Raw genomic sequence first — 20,863 nt, forward strand, 5'->3', positions numbered from 1 at the left:
GAATGAATTTCATTTTTCTTTTAGCATTGCTGATTTATATTGGTTATGTTACTAAATCTTATTACCAATACCAAAAACAGCCTCAACAAAGGCTGTTTTTGGTATTACTTTTTATAATTCATTATTTAGGGGTGTATCTTGCCTATAAACATACTGATGGAGTCATTGGTACAGACGCTTTTAGTTTTTATCTCAATGCATTGTATGCTGATTCCTGGTTTTCCTTGTTTAATATTGGCAGTCGTTTTTTTTCTTTTTTAATTTATCCTCTGGTAAAATCAGGAGTTTCAATGTTTACTCTTACTCTTTTATTTGGAACATTAAGTTATCAGGGGTTTCTATGGTATTTCAGACAAATGGCCAGAACTTCGGTTAATTATTTTGCTGTTTTGAAAATCCCTGTTACCCAATGGATATTATTGTTGCCTTCTTTGCATTATTGGTCTGGTTTTTTAGGTAAAGATGCCTTGGTATTTTTTATCTTAACTCATTTGTTATTCCGATTTAAAAAAGTAGTGTATTATAATTTTACAGATGTATTGTTTTTATTAATCTTAGCATTATTAAGACCTCATATTTTTACTGTATTAGTCCTGGTTTTATCCGGATTTTATCTGACGAACACTCAAATACAAAAGAAAACCAAAATACGACTGGTCTTTCTTTCACTGACAGTAATTGGTGTGATTATTCCTGTTCTGATGCGATTCATTAAGATGAAAACGTTCACTTATGATGCCTTTTTACAGAAGGTAAGTAATCTGAATACTTTAGCAATTAGTACTGGCAGCGGAATAAATTTGTCAGAATCTTCGTTTATAGAACGAATTTGGCTGCTATTATTCAGGCCTCTGTTTTATGATGCGGATTCTGTTTATCAATGGGTCGTCTCAGTCGAAAACGGAATTGTATTGTTGTTTTTTGTCAGTATAATAATTATTTTATTTACGAACAGACATAGGATTGTTTCTTCAAAAGATGTTAAATTTGCACTGTTTTCCGGGATAGGGATATTCCTGATGATTGCGTCTTATATATATAATCTAGGTTTGGCGAGTCGGATGAGGCTTATGTTTCTGCCTTTTTTATTTTATGCCATTAACCAAATGATTAATTTAAGGAGTGTTGAGGCTAAGTCGTCATTATTTAATGAGGAGAAAGAACAAAATGTTAAGTGAAATAATATATGATAATAACTAAAAATGATGTTTTGTGGAATTATGGAGCCACTTTTCTTAAAATTGCATCTTCAATTATTATCTTGCCTTTGATATTAAAGATGATGCCTCCGGAAACGGTTGGCGTCTGGACTGTATTTACTACAATTACGACATTTGCAAATTTACTCGATTTCGGATTTAACCCTTCTTTTGCCAGAAACATCACGTACGTATTCAGTGGAGTAAAAGAATTGAATGTAAGCGGATTTGAAAAAATTGATTCTTGTGATTCGGTCGAGATAAATTATGGGCTACTGAAAGGCGTAATAAGTGCCATGAAATGGATTTATTTAAGAATGGCTTTGGTTCTATTGGTCATTTTGTCTACAGTTGGGACATATTATATTTACACCATACTTCAAAATTACAAAGGAGACAAACAGGAAGTTTATATTGCCTGGATTTTGCTGTGTGTGATCAATACCTATAATTTATTTACACTTTACTATGATTCTTTACTACAAGGGAAAGGGCTCGTAAAAAGATCAAAGCAAATTATCATTATTGGTTACTTGGTTTATTTGGCCATTGCCATGCTTTTTATCCTTTTTGGATTTGGGCTGATTGCTATAGTCACGGCACAAATATCGTCTACTATTATTATAAGGATATTGTCGCATCGCGCTTTCTTTACTGCTGAAATGAAGCAAAAATTATCCGATTCTACTCCAAGGGACAAAAAACAAATTCTGGATATTATTTACCCGAATGCTTTGAAGGTTGGTCTGACATCGCTTGGCGGTTTTGTGATTCAAAAATCCTCCATGATTATTGGAGCTTTGTATTTGTCACTAGAAAATATAGCTTCCTATGGAATCAGTATGCAGTTTATTGCTGTAATTTCAAGCTTGGCCAGTATTTATTTAGCTACATTTATACCCAAAATTGTGCATTTGAGGGTTGTTGAAGATATTAAATCAATCCGGAAAATATACCTTCAAGGAGAATTGGTTCTGGTGCTGTCTTACTTAGTTGGAGGTGGGATGTTCCTACTGATTGGTCCATTTTTATTAGGTTTAATCGGAAGTCAGACAAAATTAATGCCTTTGAGCTTATTGGTTTTGGCATTGTTGCTCTCTTTTGTAGAAACGAATTTGAGTAATGCGGGGAATATTTTACTAACTAAAAATGATGTGCCTTTTTTTGTGTCATCGTTGGTTTCAGGGGTTTTTATAATTGCAGGATTGTTTGTTTCCCTTCGGTACATGCAAGCTGGATTATTGGCCATTTTGGTAGTTCCGCTGCTGGTAAATTTATTTTATCAAGGATGGAAATGGCCTGTGGAAGTGATGAAAGATTTAAAAGTCAATATGTTGGATTTGTTTAAAAATTAAGATGCTAATGGTTTTGAGTTTTATAGTTTCAAAGATAAATATGATTCGGTTTCGCTTGAAGTGGAAAAGTGCAAACAAGCATAATTACATTGTCCCATGGGCTATTTTTCCAATGGAGAAAGTACGTGTAGGCAAAATGAGTTATGGCCCTTTGGATGTCAAATGCTTCGGAAATACTGATGAAAGCCTCATTATTGGAGATTATGTGTCTATTTCAAGCCATGTGATTTTTATTTTAGGCGGAAACCATCAAATAAATACTCTTTCGAATTATCCGTTGCATTCAAAACTTATCGGACTTTCTCCACAAAGAGACGCAGCAGTAAAAGGACCGATTATAGTAGAAAATGAAGTTTGGATAGGCACTGGCGCTATAATTTTATCCGGGGTTACATTGGGCAAAGGCTCTATTGTTGCTGCTGGAGCAGTAGTCACAAAAGATATCCCTCCATATGCTATTGCAGGAGGAAATCCGGCCAAGGTAATCCGATACCGGTTTGATGAAGCTACAGTCAACCAGTTGAAGGATTTGTCGATTTCAGATTTTGATGAAAAGACTATAAAGGACAATATCGATGAATTTTACAAGCCATTAAGTGATGACCAAATTAATGTGCTGAAAAAATTAAAGAAATAAAATACCTATAATGACATCAGAAAATACTTTAATTTCGAAGGTTAAGTGTATCGTTTTGGCTTTATTGCCGGTACTGGGCATATATCACTATTTGCAGGGCATATCATTGGGTCTTTTTGTGCTTTTGGTTTTCATTCCATTTGATTTTATCTTCTTAAAGACAAAGCGGGACGTTAATTGGCCTATTATTTTATTAATCAGTACTTTCATTATGATAAACCTATTCTCTTATCATATAAACTATAAACATATAAAGTACGATATTTTTGTTAATAATTTACTGTATCTGGTTTTCTTCATGTTTATTTCCGTTTACTATACTTCTAAAGAAATCAATACAGAATTTTTCGAGAAAACGCTTGTTTTTTTGGGTGTCTTATTTAGTGTAGCTGTCTTGATTCAGGCATTTTACTTCCTGATAAAAGGGGAGTCGATCAGTTTTTTATTGCCTTTAGCAACAGATTTAGATCAAAATGTAGATTCGATCCAATTTAACGGAAGACCTAATTCAGTATTTCAGGAACCTGCTCACTTTGCTATATTCATGGTTCCGTTGCTTTATACTGTGTTGAACAAAAAGAAAGTATGGCTTACCGTGCTTTTTACGGTAAGTATATTCCTTTCGACAAGTACCTATGGATTAATATTAACGCTCATCGTTTATTTAATTTATGCTTTGAGGAATAAGAATGGTAAAATTTATTTTTTATTGATTTTAATATTCTGTGCGTTGTTATTTTTCTTCTTTTATGACTTTTTTCAGGCGGTATTGACAACTAATATCAATAAAACCCAGGAATCAATGGATTTAACAGCGAATACCAGATTTATGGGTGGTATAGAAAGCGTTGAATTTATGGATTTCTTTCAGGATTTGTTGGGCATCGGTTATAATCAGACTAAAGATTTCATGGAGTGGCATTATTTATCCAACCCTACAAATTATTCCAATTCGTTTTTATTTTCTTTTTATGCAGGAGGAATTTTAGGATTTACCTTTTTGCTTTTATATTTAAAGAAGCTGTATAAAATTAATATTGATAAAATTTATTTTTTCATTTTTTTTCTAACGCTATTAACAGACCAAATCATATTTAATCAGAACTTTTTGTACCTCTTGTTTGTTATTTATTTTATAAAACCTAATTATAATGAAAATTCTCCATCTGATAAATGATTTAGGCTCCGGTGGTGCTGAAAAACTGCTTACAGACATACTTCCAATCATGAAGGAGGAAGGTCACGAGGTAAGTCTGATTATTCTAAATCAAAACAACAGTTTAAGTTTTTATAAAGAAAAACTTGAAACTATAGGTGTTAGGGTAATCGATTTTAAAAAATCATTTTACAGTCCAATCAATATTTTTTATTTAATACAATTACTAAAGAAAGAAGGTTATGATATTGTTCATGCCCACTTATTTCCTTCTTTTTATCATTTGGCAGTAGCGTCCCTATTCATATCGAAGAAAACAAAGTTATTCTATACAGAACATAGTGTTACCAATAACAGAAGAAAATATATTTCATTAAAACTTCTGGACAAATGGGTTTATAATAAATACGACCGGATTATCTGTATCACTGATGTAGTAAAAAAACGATTGAACGAATGGATAAATGAATCATGGAAATCAGTTGTAATTAACAACGGAGTCAATCTGAAAGAAATTTCTTCTGCTCATAAAAATATAATTGAAGAAGATTATAATTTTATTAATTTTAATAAAAAAAATCTTTTGATGGTGGGTAGGTTCAATCTGGCCATAAAAAACCAGGAATGTTTAGTAAAAGCATTCACCCTGTTGGATGATACCTATCATTTGTATTTTGTCGGGATTGGTGATGGTGTAGATGATATTAAGAATTTGTGCACACAGTTAGACATTGATAATCGTGTTTTTTTTCTGGGGCTGCGAACAGATGTATACCAATTAATGCATTTAGTCGATCTGAATATTCTTTCTACTCACTATGAAGGTTTGTCTGGCGTTGCATTGGAAGGCTTGGCAAGCGGTAAACCATTTATTGGTTCAGATGTTGAAGGTGTTAAAGAAGCGGTGCCTAATAAGGATTTTTTATTTCCGGATGATAATCCTCAAGTATTGGCTGATACCATCCAAAAAGTTCTTAATGATAAGGCAATCAGTGATTATTTGGTTTCAGAAGGCTTGAAATTTGTTGAAAACTATTCAATAGATAAAATGGCATTGTCTTATCTTTATGTTTATAAAGAGATTCTCAATTAGTTTAAATGATTTTTTTCAAACAGAAGATGAAAAAGTGCTTACTACTATTATTTTTCACCATGTCTTTCTGCTCTTCACAGAAGCAGGAGCATTCAGGCAGCTTGCCTGCTAAATATTTGACACCGTTCAAAATTTCAGAAACAGAAAGAAAAGCTGTAATTAAGCAATTTAAGCCGGTAGACCTAACCCGTTATTTACCCGAAAAATATGTGACTAACGGTTCTGTTGACTATACAGAATACTTACAAAAGGGAATTGATGTGAACCATAATGTATTGCTGCCCGATTTTCCAGTTAAGATTAATCAAAAAGGATTGGTATTGAATAGCAATTCTAATGTAATATTCAATAAAAAATCAAAGCTTATCATTATGCCTAATTCCCAAACAAATTATGGGATTTTAAGCCTGGTTGAAAAAGAAAATATTACCGTTTATTATGCAAATATAGAAGGGGATAAGTATTCCCATTTGAATCAAAAGGGAGAATGGGGAATGGGAATTAATATACTTGGTTCTAAAAACATTACAATAAAATACCCTAAAATTGAAAAATGCTGGGGTGACGGTATATATATTGACGCTTATAAAGAGAATCAGTCAGAGCATATTACTATTTATAAAGGAATCCTGAATGATAACAGAAGAAACGGTTTAACCATTATTTCAGGATCATTTATAACAATAGATTATCTTTTATCAGCTAATACAAAAGGCACTCTGCCGGAAGCAGGAATAGATATCGAGCCGGATGATAATAAAAGGGTTTTAAATAATATTACATTGAATAATGTTACAACATTCAAGAACGGAAGAGATGGTATTCTGATTGCATTAGAAGCTTTTGTGGGGCTTCAATCAAAGAAAGTTGCCATTGATATTAATAATCATTTTGATGATTCTTCCGCTGTAGGGCTCCATTTTTATAATACGACTTATAAGTTGCCAGCTCATGGGAAATTGTTGGAAGGCGCAGTAAATGTAACGAATAGCGAGTGGATTAATAACAGTAAATTGCCTTTATGGTATGATACGGATAAGGTAAAAATGCCTTTGGTTCTCAAGCTGAAAAAAACAAAGTCAGGGAATAAGTCATTGGATAAAACGATAGAAGGCGGGGAATAAAGTATGGATGTTTCAGTTATCATTGTCAATTATAATACTTGTGAATTAACGCTGCAGGCTATTGCATCAGTTTATGAACATACTCAAGGTGTGGATTTTGAAATCATATTAGTTGATAATTTTTCAAAAGACGCTACCGTATCAGAAGTAAGAAATAAATACCCATTAGTTAAAATTATTGAGAATTTAACCAATGAGGGTTTTGGAAGAGCAAATAATGCCGGCGCAGCCATCGCAATAGGAGAGTATATTTTCCTGCTGAATTCAGATGCTTATATTACATCCAACGCTCTACAACTATTTTATGAGTATATGAAAGCCAATAAACAGGTTGGAGTTGTTGGTGGCGAATTGTCGACTGGGAGGGATTTCGATACGGTTTCGTATGGAAATTTACCTTCTCTGCTGGAATATTTCAGTTACCTGGGCTTTAAAAAAATGTATAAAAATTATTTTGAAACCAAACTGGCAAGCGGTATAGTTAACAAAAGCAGTGAAATCAAAAAAGTAGGCTATGTTAATGGCGCCGATATGTTTATCAGAAAAAGTGTTTTTGATGCAGCAGGAGGTTTCGATAAGGATTTTTTTCTTTATTTTGAAGAAACAGAATTGTCATATAGGATTCAGCAGCAAGGATTTGATTCTATGATATTGCCTTCGGTTAAAATCGTACATTTGGTCAGTTTTTACAGAGACAGTTTTGCAACTTTCAATTATAACAAACACCGGATTTATTCCAAAAGTCGATTTATGTATTTTCAAAAATGCAATGGATTGCTTGTAGCATACTTAACCAATGTTATTACCGCTTTACTTTTTGTTTTACAAGGTGTTCTCGGAAAGGATAAGGATAATTATATGAAAAAAGCCTTAATTTGTCTGACTTCCCATTCTTAATGTTTTCCAAGTTTTATGATTGAAACAGTAAATACGAATACTTCCGATTCCAATAGTAAAGCAATTATTATTATGGACAATGTGATAATTGGCAATAACCATTTGGTTGTTAATTCATCTATTATAAACATTGCGCAAAATTTATTAAATGAATCAGGTTCTGGCCAAATACTATTTTACGGCGAGTCCCGGCATATGGAAACATTGGCCACTCTTGCAGATACCGAAAAAGATATTTCGCTGCAATTTAATTCCATTGAAGTTACTCAGCCACATTTTAATAAAGTATTACGGATAATTTCCTGGGGCAAAAAATTATACAAAGATGCTGTCTGTCTAAAACAAATAGTAAAAGAAGCCGATAGAATCAAACCGCGTTTTTTTATCGTTTCTACAATGATTCCGTTGAATATTTATCGGTTTATGAGTATAATGAATAGCCATAAGAAGCAGAATTTCCTGATGTTCCTTCATGGTGAATTGGAATTTATTTTCAAAAAAAAGCCAACAACAGGCCAAAGGATAAAAGGTTTTTTTATTGAAAAAGCCATTCAAAAGGCCGGTCCGAATGTCCGTTTTATTGTTCTAAGTGATTATATAAAAAAAGAGCTGGTTCGAAAACTGTCTTTAGATTCAAGACAAATAATCAGTATCAATCATCCGGTATTGCAGTACACCAGAAAGAACATACAATTGTCCGATCCGATAGTTTTTGCTCATTTAGGTGTTGCCAACAAAAGGAAAAATTCGAAATTAATTTTCCCGTTAGCTGATGCTGTTCAGGAATCGAATTATTCTGAAAACGCCCGTTTTGCTATCATTGGAAGGATTGAAGAGCAGGAAATTCAGATAGCATCGGATCATGTGGATGTCATGTCAAAAAACAAACAGGCTATTTCTCAGGAGGCCTATATATCACATATTGAAGCAGCGCATTATTCGCTTATCTTTTTATCTGGTGATGAATATGTTTATCGTATCAGCGGATCATTATTGGACTCGGTGCAATTTCAGATTCCAATCATAGCGCTGGAACACCAATCGGTTGTTGAATTATTTGAAAAAGGCGGTGATATTGGCTTTCTATGTAAAGATTTTGATGAAATGAAACAAGTTGTAATCAAGTTGTCTCAGAAAGATCCTTTATGTACAGACCGATACGCAACTCAAATAATTAATTTGAAAAAATTATCAGAAAAATTTTATTCCAAAAATGCCTCTGAAATTATTTCCGAAGCGACAAAATCATAACAGATGTTATTTTTTTGTTTTATTTTGTTTAAAATTAAAATCCCGAATTCGTAAAATGAAGCAAAAACTGGTCAGAATTACTACAGTCCCGATTTCACTTGAAAAATTATTGACAGGGCAGTTGCGTTTTATGAATTCATTTTATGATGTTGTTGCTGTTTCTTCTGAAAAAGAAAATCTGGAAAAATTTGGGAAAGCAGAAAGTTTATCTGTATTTCCAATTGAAATGACAAGAAAAATCACACCCATAAAAGATTTTTTGGCCATCATCAAATTATTTTTCTATCTCAAAAAGCAAAAACCTTCGATTGTTCATACACATACTCCTAAAGCCGGTTTAGTTGGTATGATTGCCGCAAAAATGGCTGGAGTTCCGCATCGTTTGCATACGGTTGCCGGGTTGCCACTTCTTGAAGCTGTCGGAACAAAAAGAAAAGTGCTTGATTTTGTTGAAAAAATTATTTACAGTTCGGCTACTGTCATTTATCCTAATTCGTATGGATTGTATAAAATCATTGAAGAAAATAAATACTGCAGTTCTGGAAAAATGAAGGTTTTGGCCAATGGAAGCTCCAACGGAATTGATACCGCTCATTTCGATCGGGCATTGTTTTCTGACGCACAAAACCAGGAATTAAAAATGCAATTGGCTATTTCAAAAGATGATTTTGTCTTTATCTTTGTTGGCCGATTGGTGAAAGACAAAGGAATTAATGAGCTGGTGAAAGCTTTTGAAGTACTAAATTCTGAGAATCAACAAGTAAAGTTGTTGTTAGTGGGGAATTTTGAAAGCGATTTAGATCCTTTGGATGAAATTACAATGAATGCAATCAATACCGGGAAAGGGATAATCAAAGCCGGGTATCAAAACGATGTAAGGCCTTATCTGTCCATTGCTGATGCTCTTGTCTTTCCTAGTTACAGAGAAGGGTTTCCTAATGTGGTAATGCAGGCTGGTTCGATGGGATTACCTTCGGTAGTTTCAGACATTAACGGTTGTAATGAGATTGTCATCGAAGGTAAAAACGGAATCATCATCCCTGTCAAAAACAGCGATGCGATTTATACAGCAATGAAAACAATCATTTGTGAAAAAGAATTGATGTATTCCATGAAGCAAAATGCACGTCCTATGATTGTGTCACGATTTGAACAAAAAGTGGTTTGGGAAGCCATTTTGAATGAATACCGCCAACTTGAAAATAAATGAAATTGTACCAGAATACCATAAAACCTCTATTTGATTTTATCTCGGCGCTTATTGGCTTGCTGCTCTTATTGCCTTTTTTTATTATCGTCTACATTTTACTTAAGATTGCTAATAAAGGAAATGCTTTTTTTATTCAGGAAAGACCGGGTAAGGATGGTAAAATTTTCAAAATCATTAAATTTAAAACCATGACAGATGAAAAAGACAGTCATGGTGTTTTGCTTCCGGATGCGGAGAGATTGACCAAGATAGGTTTGTTTGTGCGTAAAACATCATTGGATGAGATTCCACAGCTTATTAATATTCTGAAAGGGGATATGAGTTTGATAGGGCCAAGGCCATTGCTGACACATTATCTGCATTTATATGATGACTTTCAAAACCGACGCCATGAAGTTAAACCGGGAATAACCGGATGGGCTCAAGTCAATGGACGTAATGCTATTAGCTGGGATCAAAAATTCCAATATGATGTCTGGTATGTAGATCATTGTTCGTTTTTGGTTGATGTCAGAATTCTCCTGAAAACAGTATTGAAAGTAATAAAGAAAGAAGGTATTAACGCGGCTGATGCTGCCACAATAGAACCATTTAATGGACAATAACATCGTTTTATACGGCGCAAGCGGACATTGCAAAGTCATTATTGATATATTGGAATGTAATAATCAATCAATTGAGACTATAATAGATGATGCGCCAAAATCATCTGTGATTCTTAAGAGACCGGTGCTAAATTCAAAACAATTTGACTTTTCTTCGGTTCAAAATATGATTTTATCTATTGGAAACAATAAAGTCAGAAAGAGGCTGGCTGCTGAACTGAAATTCAACTTTGCAAAAGCGATCCATCCTAAAGCGATAGTCTCAAATCATGCTAATCTAGGAGAAGGAACTGTGGTCATGGCTGGAGCGATTGTCAATCCTGACGCGCAGATAGGAAAGCACTGTATCATCAATACCGGAGCAGTTGTTGAGCATGATTGTTTAATCAGCGACTATGCTCATATTTCTCCAAAAGCTTCGCTGGCAGGAGGAGTTATTGTTGGAGAAGGTACGCAGGTGGGAATTGGCGCTTCGGTAATTCAAGGGGTAAAAATAGGGAAATGGACAGTAATTGGAGCTGGAGCAGTAATCATAAATGATATTCCGGATCATGTCACTGTCGTTGGAAATCCGGGTAGAATATTAAAAAAATAACGTAAATGAGTAATAATTCAAAAATATGGCTTTCATCACCACATATGGGTGGAAGCGAACAGCGGTTTGTGAAAGAGGCCTTCGATACTAATTGGGTTGCGCCATTAGGACCTAATGTTTCAGGATTTGAAAAAGATTTAGAACAATATATCGGACAAAACTCCCATGTAGCTGCTTTGAGTTCTGGGACTGGAGCAATTCATTTAGGTCTTATTCTGTTAGGTGTTCAGTCAGGTGATGAGGTGATTTGTCAAAGCATGACTTTCTCAGCATCAGCGAACCCTATTATGTATTTAGGAGCTATACCTGTCTTTGTTGATAGCGAGCCGGAAACTTGGAATATATGTCCAATTGCTTTGGAAGAAGCTATTATTGATAGAATTGCCAAAGGAAAAAAACCGAAAGCAATTATTGGTGTACATCTTTATGGAATGCCTTTTAAGGTAGATGAAATTAAAGCGGTTGCCAGTAAATACCAAATTGCTCTTATTGAAGATAGCGCTGAAGCTTTAGGGAGCACTTATAAAGGGCAAAAATGCGGTACTTTCTGTGATATCGGTGTTTTGTCTTTCAATGGAAATAAAATCATTACTACTTCTGGCGGAGGTGCTTTGGTTACTTCAAAACCTGAGATTAAAGAAAAAACAGTCTTTCTGGCTACCCAAGCAAGAGATAATGCACCTCATTATCAGCACACTCATGTAGGTTATAATTACAGGATGAGTAATATTTGCGCTGGAATAGGAAGGGGTCAAATGGAGGTTTTAGACAAGCATGTAGGTTTAAGAAGAGATATGCATCAGTTTTATGCTGACTTTTTTGCAACCGTTGATGGAGTGACAGTTTTTTCAGAACCTTCGTCTGATTTTTATTCCAATCACTGGTTAAGTGCCATTGTTATTGATCCTTCGAAAACTGGAGGAAAGACCAGTACTGATTTGCGTTTGGCTTTGGAAAAAGCAAATATTGAAAGCCGTCCATTGTGGAAACCAATGCATTTGCAGCCTATTTTCGAGCATTATTCGTATTACGGAAGCAGTATTTCTCAAAATTTATTCGAGAATGGCTTGTGTTTGCCTTCGGGTTCTAATACCACAGAGGAAGAAAAAAACAGAATATTTACCGAACTTCAACTATTTTTTTAGTATTTTGCGAAACCTTTTAGAAAGGGATAGGTAGTTGTCAACAGCTTATTTGTGAGTTGTTTAATGGAGCTGATTTTTTTTGAATAACGCGTTTTAAAGTGTTTTTACTTTGGATATAGAAGAGAGAGCTAAAATAAAATCTATTTTACATCAGATAGTGATGTTCAATACCAAAGCAGGATTAAGCTTAAAGAATTTAGGATACTTACCTCGTTGGGTTATTCTGCTTTTTGATATTTTAGCTGTTGGTTTTTCAGGAACTTTAACATTTTACTTGCTTAAAGGAATTGGATTGAGTTACTTTTCTCCTTTTTATGGGTTTAAAGTCGGGTTGTATTTTGGGGTTAATATTTTCTTTTTCTGGTGGTTTAAAACGTATTCCGGAATTATCCGACATTCTTCGTTTTTAGATGCAATCAAAATTTTACTGTCTCAAACTTCCGTGTTTTTTGTACTGGTTACAATTAATTTGATTTTTTCTCTTTTTAATAAAGAAAATCTGTTCTTGACCACAGCGTTGCTAATCAACATTATTTTCTCTTTTTTTCTCTTGTTTTTGTATCGCGTTTTGGTGAAGCAATTTTTTGAGGTTTATATTAAAGGATTTAATGAAGGGAAGTTGGTCAGGGCTATTGTTTATGGTTCAGATGCTAATGCTATTTCGGTTTCGAATGCTTTGGTTTCAGAGGTGCCAACTCGTTTTAAGTTAGTTGGATTTATAGATAAATATAACCTGAATGAATCCAAAAGGATCTTAGATTTACCTATTCTGAACCTGAAGAAAAAGATTTCAGTAATTATGCGTTCCATGAATGCAGAAGCTTTAATTATCGCAGACAAAGGTTTGTCTAAAGATGAACAGCTGGCTATTGTAGACGAATGTTTAGAATACAATTTAAAAGTATATACCGTTCCGCTTATTTCCGATTGGGAAAATCAAAAAGAAATTTCAAAGAAAATCAAAAGCTTTCAGATTGAAGACTTACTGGAACGTAAACCAATAGTATTGGATAACAAATCTATTTCATCTCAGATTAAGCGAAATGTTATTTTAATTACCGGTGCAGCAGGTTCTATCGGGAGCGAAATAGTAAGGCAGGTTATAGATTTTGAACCGGAATTGTTACTTGTTCTAGATCAGGCAGAAACTCCTTTGCATAATCTTACATTGGAAATTCAAAAATTAAATTCAAAAATTAAAATTGTTTCTGTCATTGCCGATATCAGAAATAAACCTTGCTTAGAAAAAATATTTCAGAGGTACAACCCTAATTTGATTTATCATGCGGCAGCTTATAAACATGTGCCTCTGATGGAAGAAAACCCGTCTCAAGCTATTTTTGTAAATGTGATGGGGACCAAAAATCTGGCCGATTTGTCGTTGCAATACGGTGTGGAAAAATTTGTAATGGTTTCTACTGATAAAGCGGTAAATCCTAGCAACGTTATGGGTGCCAGTAAGCGTATTGCTGAAAAATATGTACAATCTCTTTATTTCAACGAGCTCAAAAATAATTCAGATACAACTAAATTCATTACCACACGTTTTGGAAATGTTTTGGGTTCAAATGGCTCTGTTGTACCACTTTTCTCGAAGCAAATTGCTGAAGGAGGACCAATCACGATTACACATCAAGAAATTATAAGGTATTTTATGACAATTCCGGAAGCCTGTCAGCTGGTTCTTGAAGCCGGAGCTATGGGTAGAGGAGGAGAAATTTATATTTTTGACATGGGTAAGCCGGTTAAAATTTACGATTTAGCTACTAAAATGATACGTTTAGCGGGCTATGTTCCTGGAAAGGATATCAAAATAAAAATCGTAGGCTTGCGCCCAGGTGAAAAATTATACGAAGAATTATTAAATGATACTTCCAAAACATTGCCTACACATCACGAAAAAATAATGGTGGCACAAGAAGAGATCGACAATTATAAGTCAGTTAATGAATCGGTATTTGATATTATTGAAGCTTCTGGGAAGTTTGACAATAATGTGGTGGTTTCAAAAATGAAATTGCTTGTTCCTGAGTTCAGAAGCATGAATTCAACTTTTGAATTTTTAGATAATTAAATAAAAATCGCACAAAGAAGAAGCTTTTTTATTCAAAAATGTATCTTTGTATGCCAAATCAAAAAAAAATGAAAAAAACCTGCTTTTATAACTACGTGCTTTTAGTACCTATAATTTTACTCACTTTTTCATGCAGTCAGAATAAGCAAATTGCATATTATCAGAATATTGACAAAATGAGCAGCGAGCAAAGTGCGGTTTCTTATGAGTCGACAATACAACCGGATGACTTGTTAATGATTATCGTTTCAGCTCCTGATGCAGAAGCGGCTATGCCTTTCAATCTTGAAACTACCAATGTTCCTGCTATGGGAGGACAATCAGGATTAGCACAGCGTCAACAACAACTTTATTTAGTTGATAAAAACGGAATGGTTGATTTTCCGGTTTTAGGAGCCTTGCAATTTGGCGGAAAAACAAAAGTAGAAATCGTAGCATTTCTTAAGGAAAAACTCAAGACGTACCTGAAAAACGCTATCGTAAATGTCAGGATTATGAACTATAAAGTATCGGTACTTGGTGAAGTTGTCAGACCTGGTTCATTTAATATAAACAGTGAAAGAATTACATTACCTGAAGCATTAAGTTTAGCTGGCGATCTGACTATTTACGGAAGAAGGGAAAACGTGATTCTGGTTAGAGAAATTAACGGAAAGAAATCATTTAACAGAATAGATTTGACCAAAGCAGATTTTATGAATTCCCCTTACTATTACTTAAACCAGAATGATTTGATTTATGTTGAACCAAACAAGGCAAAATCGAATACATCATCTGTTTTTAATCAAAATATACCAGTCTGGATATCAATTGCGTCGTTAGTGTCATCAGCCGTTTTTTCCATTCTATTAATTAATAAAAATTAAGCATTTCCATGCAAAACAACAATATTCCAAATCTTACGGAAGACACCTCCTTACATTTGCGTGACCAGTTATTCAAATACTTAATACACTGGAAATGGTTTTTATTAAGTCTCCTGGCTTTCTTGACTCTTGCAAAATTGTATTTGCGTTATTCAATACCTGAATACATTGCACAAACGACGATATTAATTAAAGATGAGGATTCGGGAGGGATAGCTTCAGAGCTTTCGGCATTTAAAGACTTAGGGTTGTTATCAGGTGCCAAAAATGATATTGATGACGAGATAGAGATCTTAAAATCAAGAACATTAGCAGAAAAAACGGTTAAAGCTGGAGATTTTAATATTTCCTATATCTCCGAAGGACGCATCAAGTCATCGGATGCTTATGGGAAAAGTTTCTTTAATATTGATTTCAAAAGGAAGAACGAAGAATTCTATGCGAAGGATACTATTCTCAATATTAATGTGTTGTCCTTTGATAAATTCGAATTATTCAATCAGGAAAATAATCCTTTAGGTGTTTATAAATTCGGACAAATTATAAAATCTAAAGTTTTAGGGGAATATGTAGTCAATAGAAAAGAACTTTTAGTTGAAGATGATAAGGCGCTTGAGGAAGTAAAAGGAAAAACTATTGTAAGGTTGTCATCCTTAAAAAATGCTACGGATAGCTTCAGAGGCAGGATTAATGTGGTTCCTTTAAACAAATTAACCAATGTTCTGGAGATTTCCTGTATTGATCAGGTGAGCGAAAGAGCTATCGATTTCTTAAATCTGTTGGTGACCATTTATAACAATGATGCCATTACTGATAAAAACATGATTTCTGAAAAAACGGCTCAATTTATCAATGAGAGATTAGGTATTATTACCAAAGAACTTGATGGTGTTGAGAAAGACGTGGAATCATACAAGAAAAATAATAAAATTACAGATTTACCTACGGAAGCCGAATTGTATCTGCAAAATGCAAGCGAATTCAAAAAGAGTTCTCTGGCAGTAGAAACGCAAGCACGGATAGTAGATATTATGATTGATTTTATGCGCACGAATAAAGGATCAGATATTATTCCGGCTAATATTGTGCCGGATGATAATGCTTCCTCAGTCTTAATTGCGGATTATAACGGCTTGGTTGTAGAAAGAGACAGAATCCTGAAAAGTTCTACTATGGAAAATCCAATGGTAGTGAGAATGAACGATAAGATAAAGGCATTACAGTCGAGTATCAATGAAAGCCTTAGGAGACTGAAATCTACACTTGCTGTAAAAAGCAGTGATGTAAACAGACAGACAAATATCTTAGGAGGAAGAATATCTCAAATACCAAAACAAGAGAGAGAGTACAGAGGAATTTTCAGACAACAGCAGATAAAAGAAGAATTGTATTTGTATTTGTTTAAAAAACGAGAAGAAACTGCAATAACGCTTGCCGGAACAGCTCCTATCTCAAAAGTGGTCGATTCCGCCTATTCTTCAGATTCGCCGGTATCTCCAAAAAAATCGGTGTTTTACCTGATTGCTTTTATGATGGGTATTCTTGTTCCTACGGCAGTTATCTATTTGCGTAATTTATTAGATACTAAAGTAAAAACACGTTACGATGTAGAACGTCTTGGCATTCCTTTTATTGGAGATGTTCCACATTCGGACTCTCATAATGAAATTATCCAATCAAATAGCAGGACAAGTTCTGCAGAAGCAATACGTATTGTAAGAACCAATTTGGAATTTATCCTTAATTCGGTTGAGAAAAACAAAGCGAAGACTATTTTTATGACGTCAACACTTCCTAAAGAAGGAAAGACATTCATTGCAGTTAATCTGGCAGCTACCATTGCTATCTCAGGTAAAAAAGTTTTACTCATCGGAATGGATATTCGTAATCCTAAATTAGATGAATACATCAAATTGCCTTCAAGAGGTTTGACAAATTATCTTTCGTCAAATGATGCTGTCCTTAAAGATTTTGTTGTAAGACAAAAAGGGTATGAACATTTTGATATTTTGCCAGCGGGAATTATTCCTCCGAATCCTGCAGAGCTGCTAATGGGGCAGAAAGTTGAAGCAATGTTTGAACAGTTCAAAACCGAATACGATTATATTGTAGTGGATACTGCACCTGTGAGTCTGGTTACTGATACACTGTTGATTTCTAAAAACGCGGACACTTTTATTTATGTTGTACGTGCTAATTATTTGGAAAAAGCACTGCTGAAAACACCGGAAGTACTTTACAGAGAGAGAAAGCTGCCTAACATGTGCGTATTGCTTAATGACACCGATTCTATAAATGGGTATGGATATGGCTACGGTCAGGAAGTTGTGAAAAAACCATGGTATAAAAAAATATTCAGTTTTTCTTTCTTCGGATAAGAATAGGGGGAATACATATAAAAAAAGAGGCAAATGCCTCTTTTTTTATATAAATAACTGATTGTTGCTTATTGCTTCTTTCAGCGGGAGTAGGTCCTTTAATAATACTTTTTTATTAAATGATTCAATGTGTTTTTTGTGATGAATATCGGAACCGACAAAATCAATTAAACCTTTTTTAAGTAATTTTTTTGCAGTTTCAGCGACACCTTCATTGTAATATCCTACTATAGATAATAAGTTAAGCTGAAATAAACAACCGGCATTTTTTAATTTTAAATATTCGTCAAAATTCTGGTGGTAAAAGGAATATCGTTCCGGATGTGCTAAAACAGGCTTGTAACCGGCTACCTGCAAATCGAAAATAATGTCGTAAAGCTGAATCGGAGCATTTAAATAGGACATTTCAACCAATACATAATTGTCTTTCAAAGTCAGTATTTCTCCTTTTTTAAACAAAGACACAAAATGATCATCCATTAAATATTCGGCAGCAGCGCGAATGGGAATATTGATATTATTTTTTTCTAAATTGGAAACAGTCTCTTTTTCAGTTGCCTGAATCTTGTCTTTTGTATTATCCCAAAAACCGCTGAAAATATGCGGAGTAGTAATTAGGTTAGAAAATCCGAAGCTTTTCATGCTGTTTACTAAAAAATGGGTGTCTTCAAATGTTTGAGCACCATCATCAATACCGGGCAGTATATGAGAATGGATGTCTATATGGTTATCAGGAATTAAGTCCCGAAGAATGGATTTATTTTTCTTAAAAAACAACACTTTGATTTGGATTTAGATAGGTTAATTGCAAAAATAAGGTTTATATGTGAAATTTAGCCATGTTATTTTCGAGTTTGCAAATAGGGTTATTCTTATTTATATCAAAAAACATGATTTTTGGCATTTCAAAAGAAACAGCATTCTTTTGTTACCAACAGTCGATTCCTTAAGAGATGAGATGTTATTCAGATTAGGAGAAGCGTCTTTTTTATTGCCGTTGTCGGGTTATTTTTTCAGTTTTTTGCTTCACTATTTCAATTAAATTTATAGTTTTACCGAAAATATATTTAAGATTTCGTGGTTACAAAAAATGATGATAAAGATGCGTGGTTGTTTGAAATCACTCCAAAGAATGACTTCTTTTCACTGCATCTTGGCGAAGTGTGGCGTTATAGGGACTTACTAATGCTTTTTGTTAAAAGAGATGTGGTCACAGTATACAAGCAAACTGTTTTAGGTCCGTTATGGTATTTGATACAGCCCTTGCTGACCTCAGTGATGTTTACCCTTATTTTTAATACGGTTGCAGGAATCAATACAGGAACTACACCTCCTTTTTTATTTAATTTAGCTAGTATTACAATTTGGAATTATTTTACCTCCTGTCTGAATGATACTTCCGATACATTTAAGAAAAATGCTTCTATTTTTGGTAAAGTATATTTTCCAAGGGTGATTATGCCTATATCAGTAGTGATATCCAATTTACTGAAATTTGGAATTCAATTTGTCATTTTTATTGTTTTCTATATTTATTTCTACTTTAAAGGTGCTGATATAAGTATTTCATATTTAGTATTGTTTTTTCCATTACTGGTTTTATTAATGGGGATTTTAGGATTGGGCTTGGGCATGTTTATTTCTTCTTTAGTTACTAAATATCGTGATTTTACTTATCTGATTGCTTTTGGGGTACAATTGCTGATGTATATTTCTGCAGTAATTTATCCGATGTCGCTGATTCAGGAAAAAATTCCGGATTATGCTTGGCTGGTGCGTTTCAATCCTTTGGCTTATATTGTTGAAACGGCCCGTTATTTATTATTGGGAGTAGGAGATGTGTCAGTCATAGGAATGATATACACGGTTATTGTTACTGTAATAGTTTTCTTTATAGGATTGCTGTTTTTTAATAAAACCGAAAAACGATTTATAGATACGGTTTAAGAGTCGTATCAGGGAGAATGAAGTTAGATGTTTTAAAATTTACATGAGCAAAAAAGATATTATATTAAAAGCTGAAAATATATCCAAACAATACCGGTTGGGTCAGGTGGGAACAGGTACACTTTCCCATGATTTGAACCGATGGTGGCATTTGGTCAGAGGTAAGGAAGATCCTTATTTGAAAGTAGGAGAAGTTAATGACAGAAGTACTAAAGGAGGCAGCGATTATGTTTGGGCTCTGCAGGATATTAGTTTTGAAGTAGAACGAGGTGAAGTTTTAGGAATCATTGGAAAGAATGGCGCCGGAAAATCGACTTTACTGAAAATACTTTCCAAAGTTACTTCACCTACTACAGGAAGTATTAAATCAAGAGGTCGTATCGCTTCACTATTAGAAGTCGGAACAGGATTTAATCCCGAATTGACCGGAAGGGAAAATATTTATCTTAATGGAGCCATTTTAGGGATGACCAAAAAGGAAATAGCTTCTAAACTGGATGAAATTATTGAATTTTCAGGTTGCGAACGTTACATAGATACTCCGGTTAAGCGCTACAGTAGTGGTATGACGGTTCGTCTGGCATTTGCAGTCGCTGCTTTTTTGGAACCTGAAATTTTAGTAGTCGATGAAGTTTTAGCGGTAGGTGACGCAGAATTCCAAAAGAAAGCAATTGGAAAAATGCAGGATATTTCAAGAGGAGAAGGAAGAACTGTACTTTTTGTAAGTCATAATATGGCGGCCGTAAAGAGTTTGTGTACTAAAGGTGTTGTCTTAGAGCATGGAAAAGTTGTTTTTTCAGGAGGTGTTGATGAAGCAATTGATGAATATTTCAGAAATGCAGATCAAACCGCAGGCAGGGAATGGCAAAAGGAAAATGCTCCCGGCTGTGATTTTTTCAAACTTTTAAAAGTCAATGTCATTAATTCGGATGAAGAAGTATCACTCAATCATTTAATATCAAATGAAATTAAAGTTGAGTTTACTTATGAAATTCTAAAAGAAAATCAATTATTTACACATGGATTTAATTTATTTAATAGCCACAATATACATATTTTCAGTTCACACGATAAAAATTCGGAGACATTAGCAACGCCATTAAAAAAAGGAATTCATAAAAAAACAATTTCAATTCCAGGCAATTTCCTTGCTGAAGGTGGTTACACCTGTAGTTTTGCGATAATGAGATACAATCCTTTTCATGTCGAATTTCAGGTGAGAGAAACTGTTTCGTTTAATGTAATTGATGAAGTTAATACAAATACTGTAAGAGGAAATTATTCCGGACATTTTCCGGGAGTAATACGCCCTCAATTAAAATGGGAATAGA

Annotated in this window: 18 protein-coding genes; 17 read left to right on the forward strand and 1 reads right to left on the reverse strand. The window is 34.1% G+C overall.

Features of this window, described 5'->3' with window-relative positions:
• The first annotated feature begins 2 nt into the window (after positions 1-2).
• The 15 genes from ACRDEC_RS04525 (at position 3) to ACRDEC_RS04595 (ending at position 17,585) form a co-directional block, all read left to right on the forward strand.
• The gene (locus tag ACRDEC_RS04525; protein WP_431497137.1) at positions 3-1,178 is read left to right on the forward strand and encodes a hypothetical protein; all 1,176 of its coding nucleotides are present in this window, start codon (positions 3-5) and stop codon (positions 1,176-1,178) included.
• Between the two features lie 8 nt (positions 1,179-1,186).
• Positions 1,187-2,554: an O-unit flippase-like protein gene (gene wzx / locus ACRDEC_RS04530; protein WP_431497138.1), complete on the forward strand. Its 1,368-nt coding sequence runs from the start codon at positions 1,187-1,189 to the stop codon at positions 2,552-2,554.
• Positions 2,555-2,609: 55 nt separating this feature from the next.
• Positions 2,610-3,191, forward strand: a complete 582-nt coding sequence (locus ACRDEC_RS04535) for a CatB-related O-acetyltransferase (RefSeq protein ID WP_431497139.1) — start codon at positions 2,610-2,612, stop codon at positions 3,189-3,191.
• Positions 3,192-3,201: 10 nt separating this feature from the next.
• Positions 3,202-4,368 (forward strand): hypothetical protein, encoded by a 1,167-nt coding sequence (locus tag ACRDEC_RS04540; RefSeq protein ID WP_431497140.1) that lies wholly within the window; start codon positions 3,202-3,204, stop codon positions 4,366-4,368.
• A complete protein-coding gene (locus ACRDEC_RS04545; RefSeq protein WP_431497141.1) occupies positions 4,343-5,440 on the forward strand; it encodes a glycosyltransferase in 1,098 nt (365 codons plus the stop codon). Before ACRDEC_RS04540 ends, ACRDEC_RS04545 begins: the two co-directional genes overlap by 26 nt.
• A gap of 26 nt (positions 5,441-5,466) precedes the next feature.
• Positions 5,467-6,564 (forward strand): right-handed parallel beta-helix repeat-containing protein, encoded by a 1,098-nt coding sequence (locus tag ACRDEC_RS04550; RefSeq protein ID WP_431497142.1) that lies wholly within the window; start codon positions 5,467-5,469, stop codon positions 6,562-6,564.
• A 3-nt stretch (positions 6,565-6,567) separates the two neighbouring features.
• A complete protein-coding gene (locus ACRDEC_RS04555) occupies positions 6,568-7,461 on the forward strand; it encodes a glycosyltransferase family 2 protein (protein WP_431497143.1) in 894 nt (297 codons plus the stop codon).
• Between the two features lie 15 nt (positions 7,462-7,476).
• Positions 7,477-8,712: a hypothetical protein gene (locus ACRDEC_RS04560; protein WP_431497144.1), complete on the forward strand. Its 1,236-nt coding sequence runs from the start codon at positions 7,477-7,479 to the stop codon at positions 8,710-8,712.
• Positions 8,713-8,767: 55 nt separating this feature from the next.
• Positions 8,768-9,922 carry a glycosyltransferase family 4 protein gene (locus tag ACRDEC_RS04565; protein WP_431497145.1) on the forward strand — a complete coding sequence of 385 codons (1,155 nt, stop codon included), beginning with the start codon at positions 8,768-8,770 and terminating at the stop codon, positions 9,920-9,922.
• Between the two features lie 2 nt (positions 9,923-9,924).
• Positions 9,925-10,527: a sugar transferase gene (locus ACRDEC_RS04570; protein ID WP_431497196.1), complete on the forward strand. Its 603-nt coding sequence runs from the start codon at positions 9,925-9,927 to the stop codon at positions 10,525-10,527.
• Position 10,528: 1 nt separating this feature from the next.
• Complete coding sequence (locus ACRDEC_RS04575; RefSeq protein WP_431497197.1) at positions 10,529-11,122, forward strand: acetyltransferase; 594 nt, start codon at positions 10,529-10,531, stop codon at positions 11,120-11,122.
• Between the two features lie 5 nt (positions 11,123-11,127).
• Positions 11,128-12,267, forward strand: coding sequence for a DegT/DnrJ/EryC1/StrS family aminotransferase (locus tag ACRDEC_RS04580; RefSeq protein WP_431497146.1), 1,140 nt, complete (start codon positions 11,128-11,130; stop codon positions 12,265-12,267).
• A gap of 109 nt (positions 12,268-12,376) precedes the next feature.
• Positions 12,377-14,341: a polysaccharide biosynthesis protein gene (locus ACRDEC_RS04585; protein WP_431497147.1), complete on the forward strand. Its 1,965-nt coding sequence runs from the start codon at positions 12,377-12,379 to the stop codon at positions 14,339-14,341.
• A gap of 68 nt (positions 14,342-14,409) precedes the next feature.
• Positions 14,410-15,207, forward strand: coding sequence for a polysaccharide biosynthesis/export family protein (locus ACRDEC_RS04590; protein ID WP_431497148.1), 798 nt, complete (start codon positions 14,410-14,412; stop codon positions 15,205-15,207).
• A gap of 8 nt (positions 15,208-15,215) precedes the next feature.
• Entirely contained in the window at positions 15,216-17,585 is a 2,370-nt protein-coding gene (locus ACRDEC_RS04595; protein WP_431497149.1) for a GumC family protein, read from the forward strand.
• A gap of 45 nt (positions 17,586-17,630) precedes the next feature.
• On the opposite strand, the gene ACRDEC_RS04600 is transcribed toward ACRDEC_RS04595, so the two are convergent.
• Positions 17,631-18,365, reverse strand: coding sequence for a tyrosine-protein phosphatase (locus ACRDEC_RS04600; RefSeq protein WP_431497150.1), 735 nt, complete (start codon positions 18,363-18,365; stop codon positions 17,631-17,633).
• A 297-nt stretch (positions 18,366-18,662) separates the two neighbouring features.
• Between ACRDEC_RS04600 and ACRDEC_RS04605 the strand changes: the two genes are divergently transcribed.
• Positions 18,663-19,532, forward strand: coding sequence for an ABC transporter permease (locus ACRDEC_RS04605; RefSeq protein WP_431497151.1), 870 nt, complete (start codon positions 18,663-18,665; stop codon positions 19,530-19,532).
• Between the two features lie 43 nt (positions 19,533-19,575).
• Positions 19,576-20,862, forward strand: coding sequence for an ABC transporter ATP-binding protein (locus tag ACRDEC_RS04610; protein WP_431497152.1), 1,287 nt, complete (start codon positions 19,576-19,578; stop codon positions 20,860-20,862).
• Position 20,863 lies beyond the last annotated feature (1 nt).

Origin of the sequence: Flavobacterium sp., from assembly GCF_050696275.1 — a bacterium.
GTDB lineage: Bacteria > Bacteroidota > Bacteroidia > Flavobacteriales > Flavobacteriaceae > Flavobacterium.

Excerpts from the sequence above, each read along its gene's own strand:
- ACRDEC_RS04550 (WP_431497142.1), top strand. The coding sequence starts at position 5,467 with ATGAAAAAGTGCTTACTACTATTATTTTTCACCATGTCTTTCTGCTCT.
- ACRDEC_RS04590 (WP_431497148.1), top strand. The coding sequence starts at position 14,410 with ATGAAAAAAACCTGCTTTTATAACTACGTGCTTTTAGTACCTATAATT.
- ACRDEC_RS04610 (WP_431497152.1), top strand. The coding sequence starts at position 19,576 with ATGAGCAAAAAAGATATTATATTAAAAGCTGAAAATATATCCAAACAA.
- ACRDEC_RS04555 (WP_431497143.1), top strand. The coding sequence starts at position 6,568 with ATGGATGTTTCAGTTATCATTGTCAATTATAATACTTGTGAATTAACG.
- ACRDEC_RS04525 (WP_431497137.1), top strand. The coding sequence starts at position 3 with ATGAATTTCATTTTTCTTTTAGCATTGCTGATTTATATTGGTTATGTT.
- wzx (WP_431497138.1), top strand. The coding sequence starts at position 1,187 with ATGATAATAACTAAAAATGATGTTTTGTGGAATTATGGAGCCACTTTT.
- ACRDEC_RS04540 (WP_431497140.1), top strand. The coding sequence starts at position 3,202 with ATGACATCAGAAAATACTTTAATTTCGAAGGTTAAGTGTATCGTTTTG.
- ACRDEC_RS04560 (WP_431497144.1), top strand. The coding sequence starts at position 7,477 with ATGATTGAAACAGTAAATACGAATACTTCCGATTCCAATAGTAAAGCA.
- ACRDEC_RS04595 (WP_431497149.1), top strand. The coding sequence starts at position 15,216 with ATGCAAAACAACAATATTCCAAATCTTACGGAAGACACCTCCTTACAT.
- ACRDEC_RS04545 (WP_431497141.1), top strand. The coding sequence starts at position 4,343 with ATGAAAATTCTCCATCTGATAAATGATTTAGGCTCCGGTGGTGCTGAA.
- ACRDEC_RS04565 (WP_431497145.1), top strand. The coding sequence starts at position 8,768 with ATGAAGCAAAAACTGGTCAGAATTACTACAGTCCCGATTTCACTTGAA.
- ACRDEC_RS04580 (WP_431497146.1), top strand. The coding sequence starts at position 11,128 with ATGAGTAATAATTCAAAAATATGGCTTTCATCACCACATATGGGTGGA.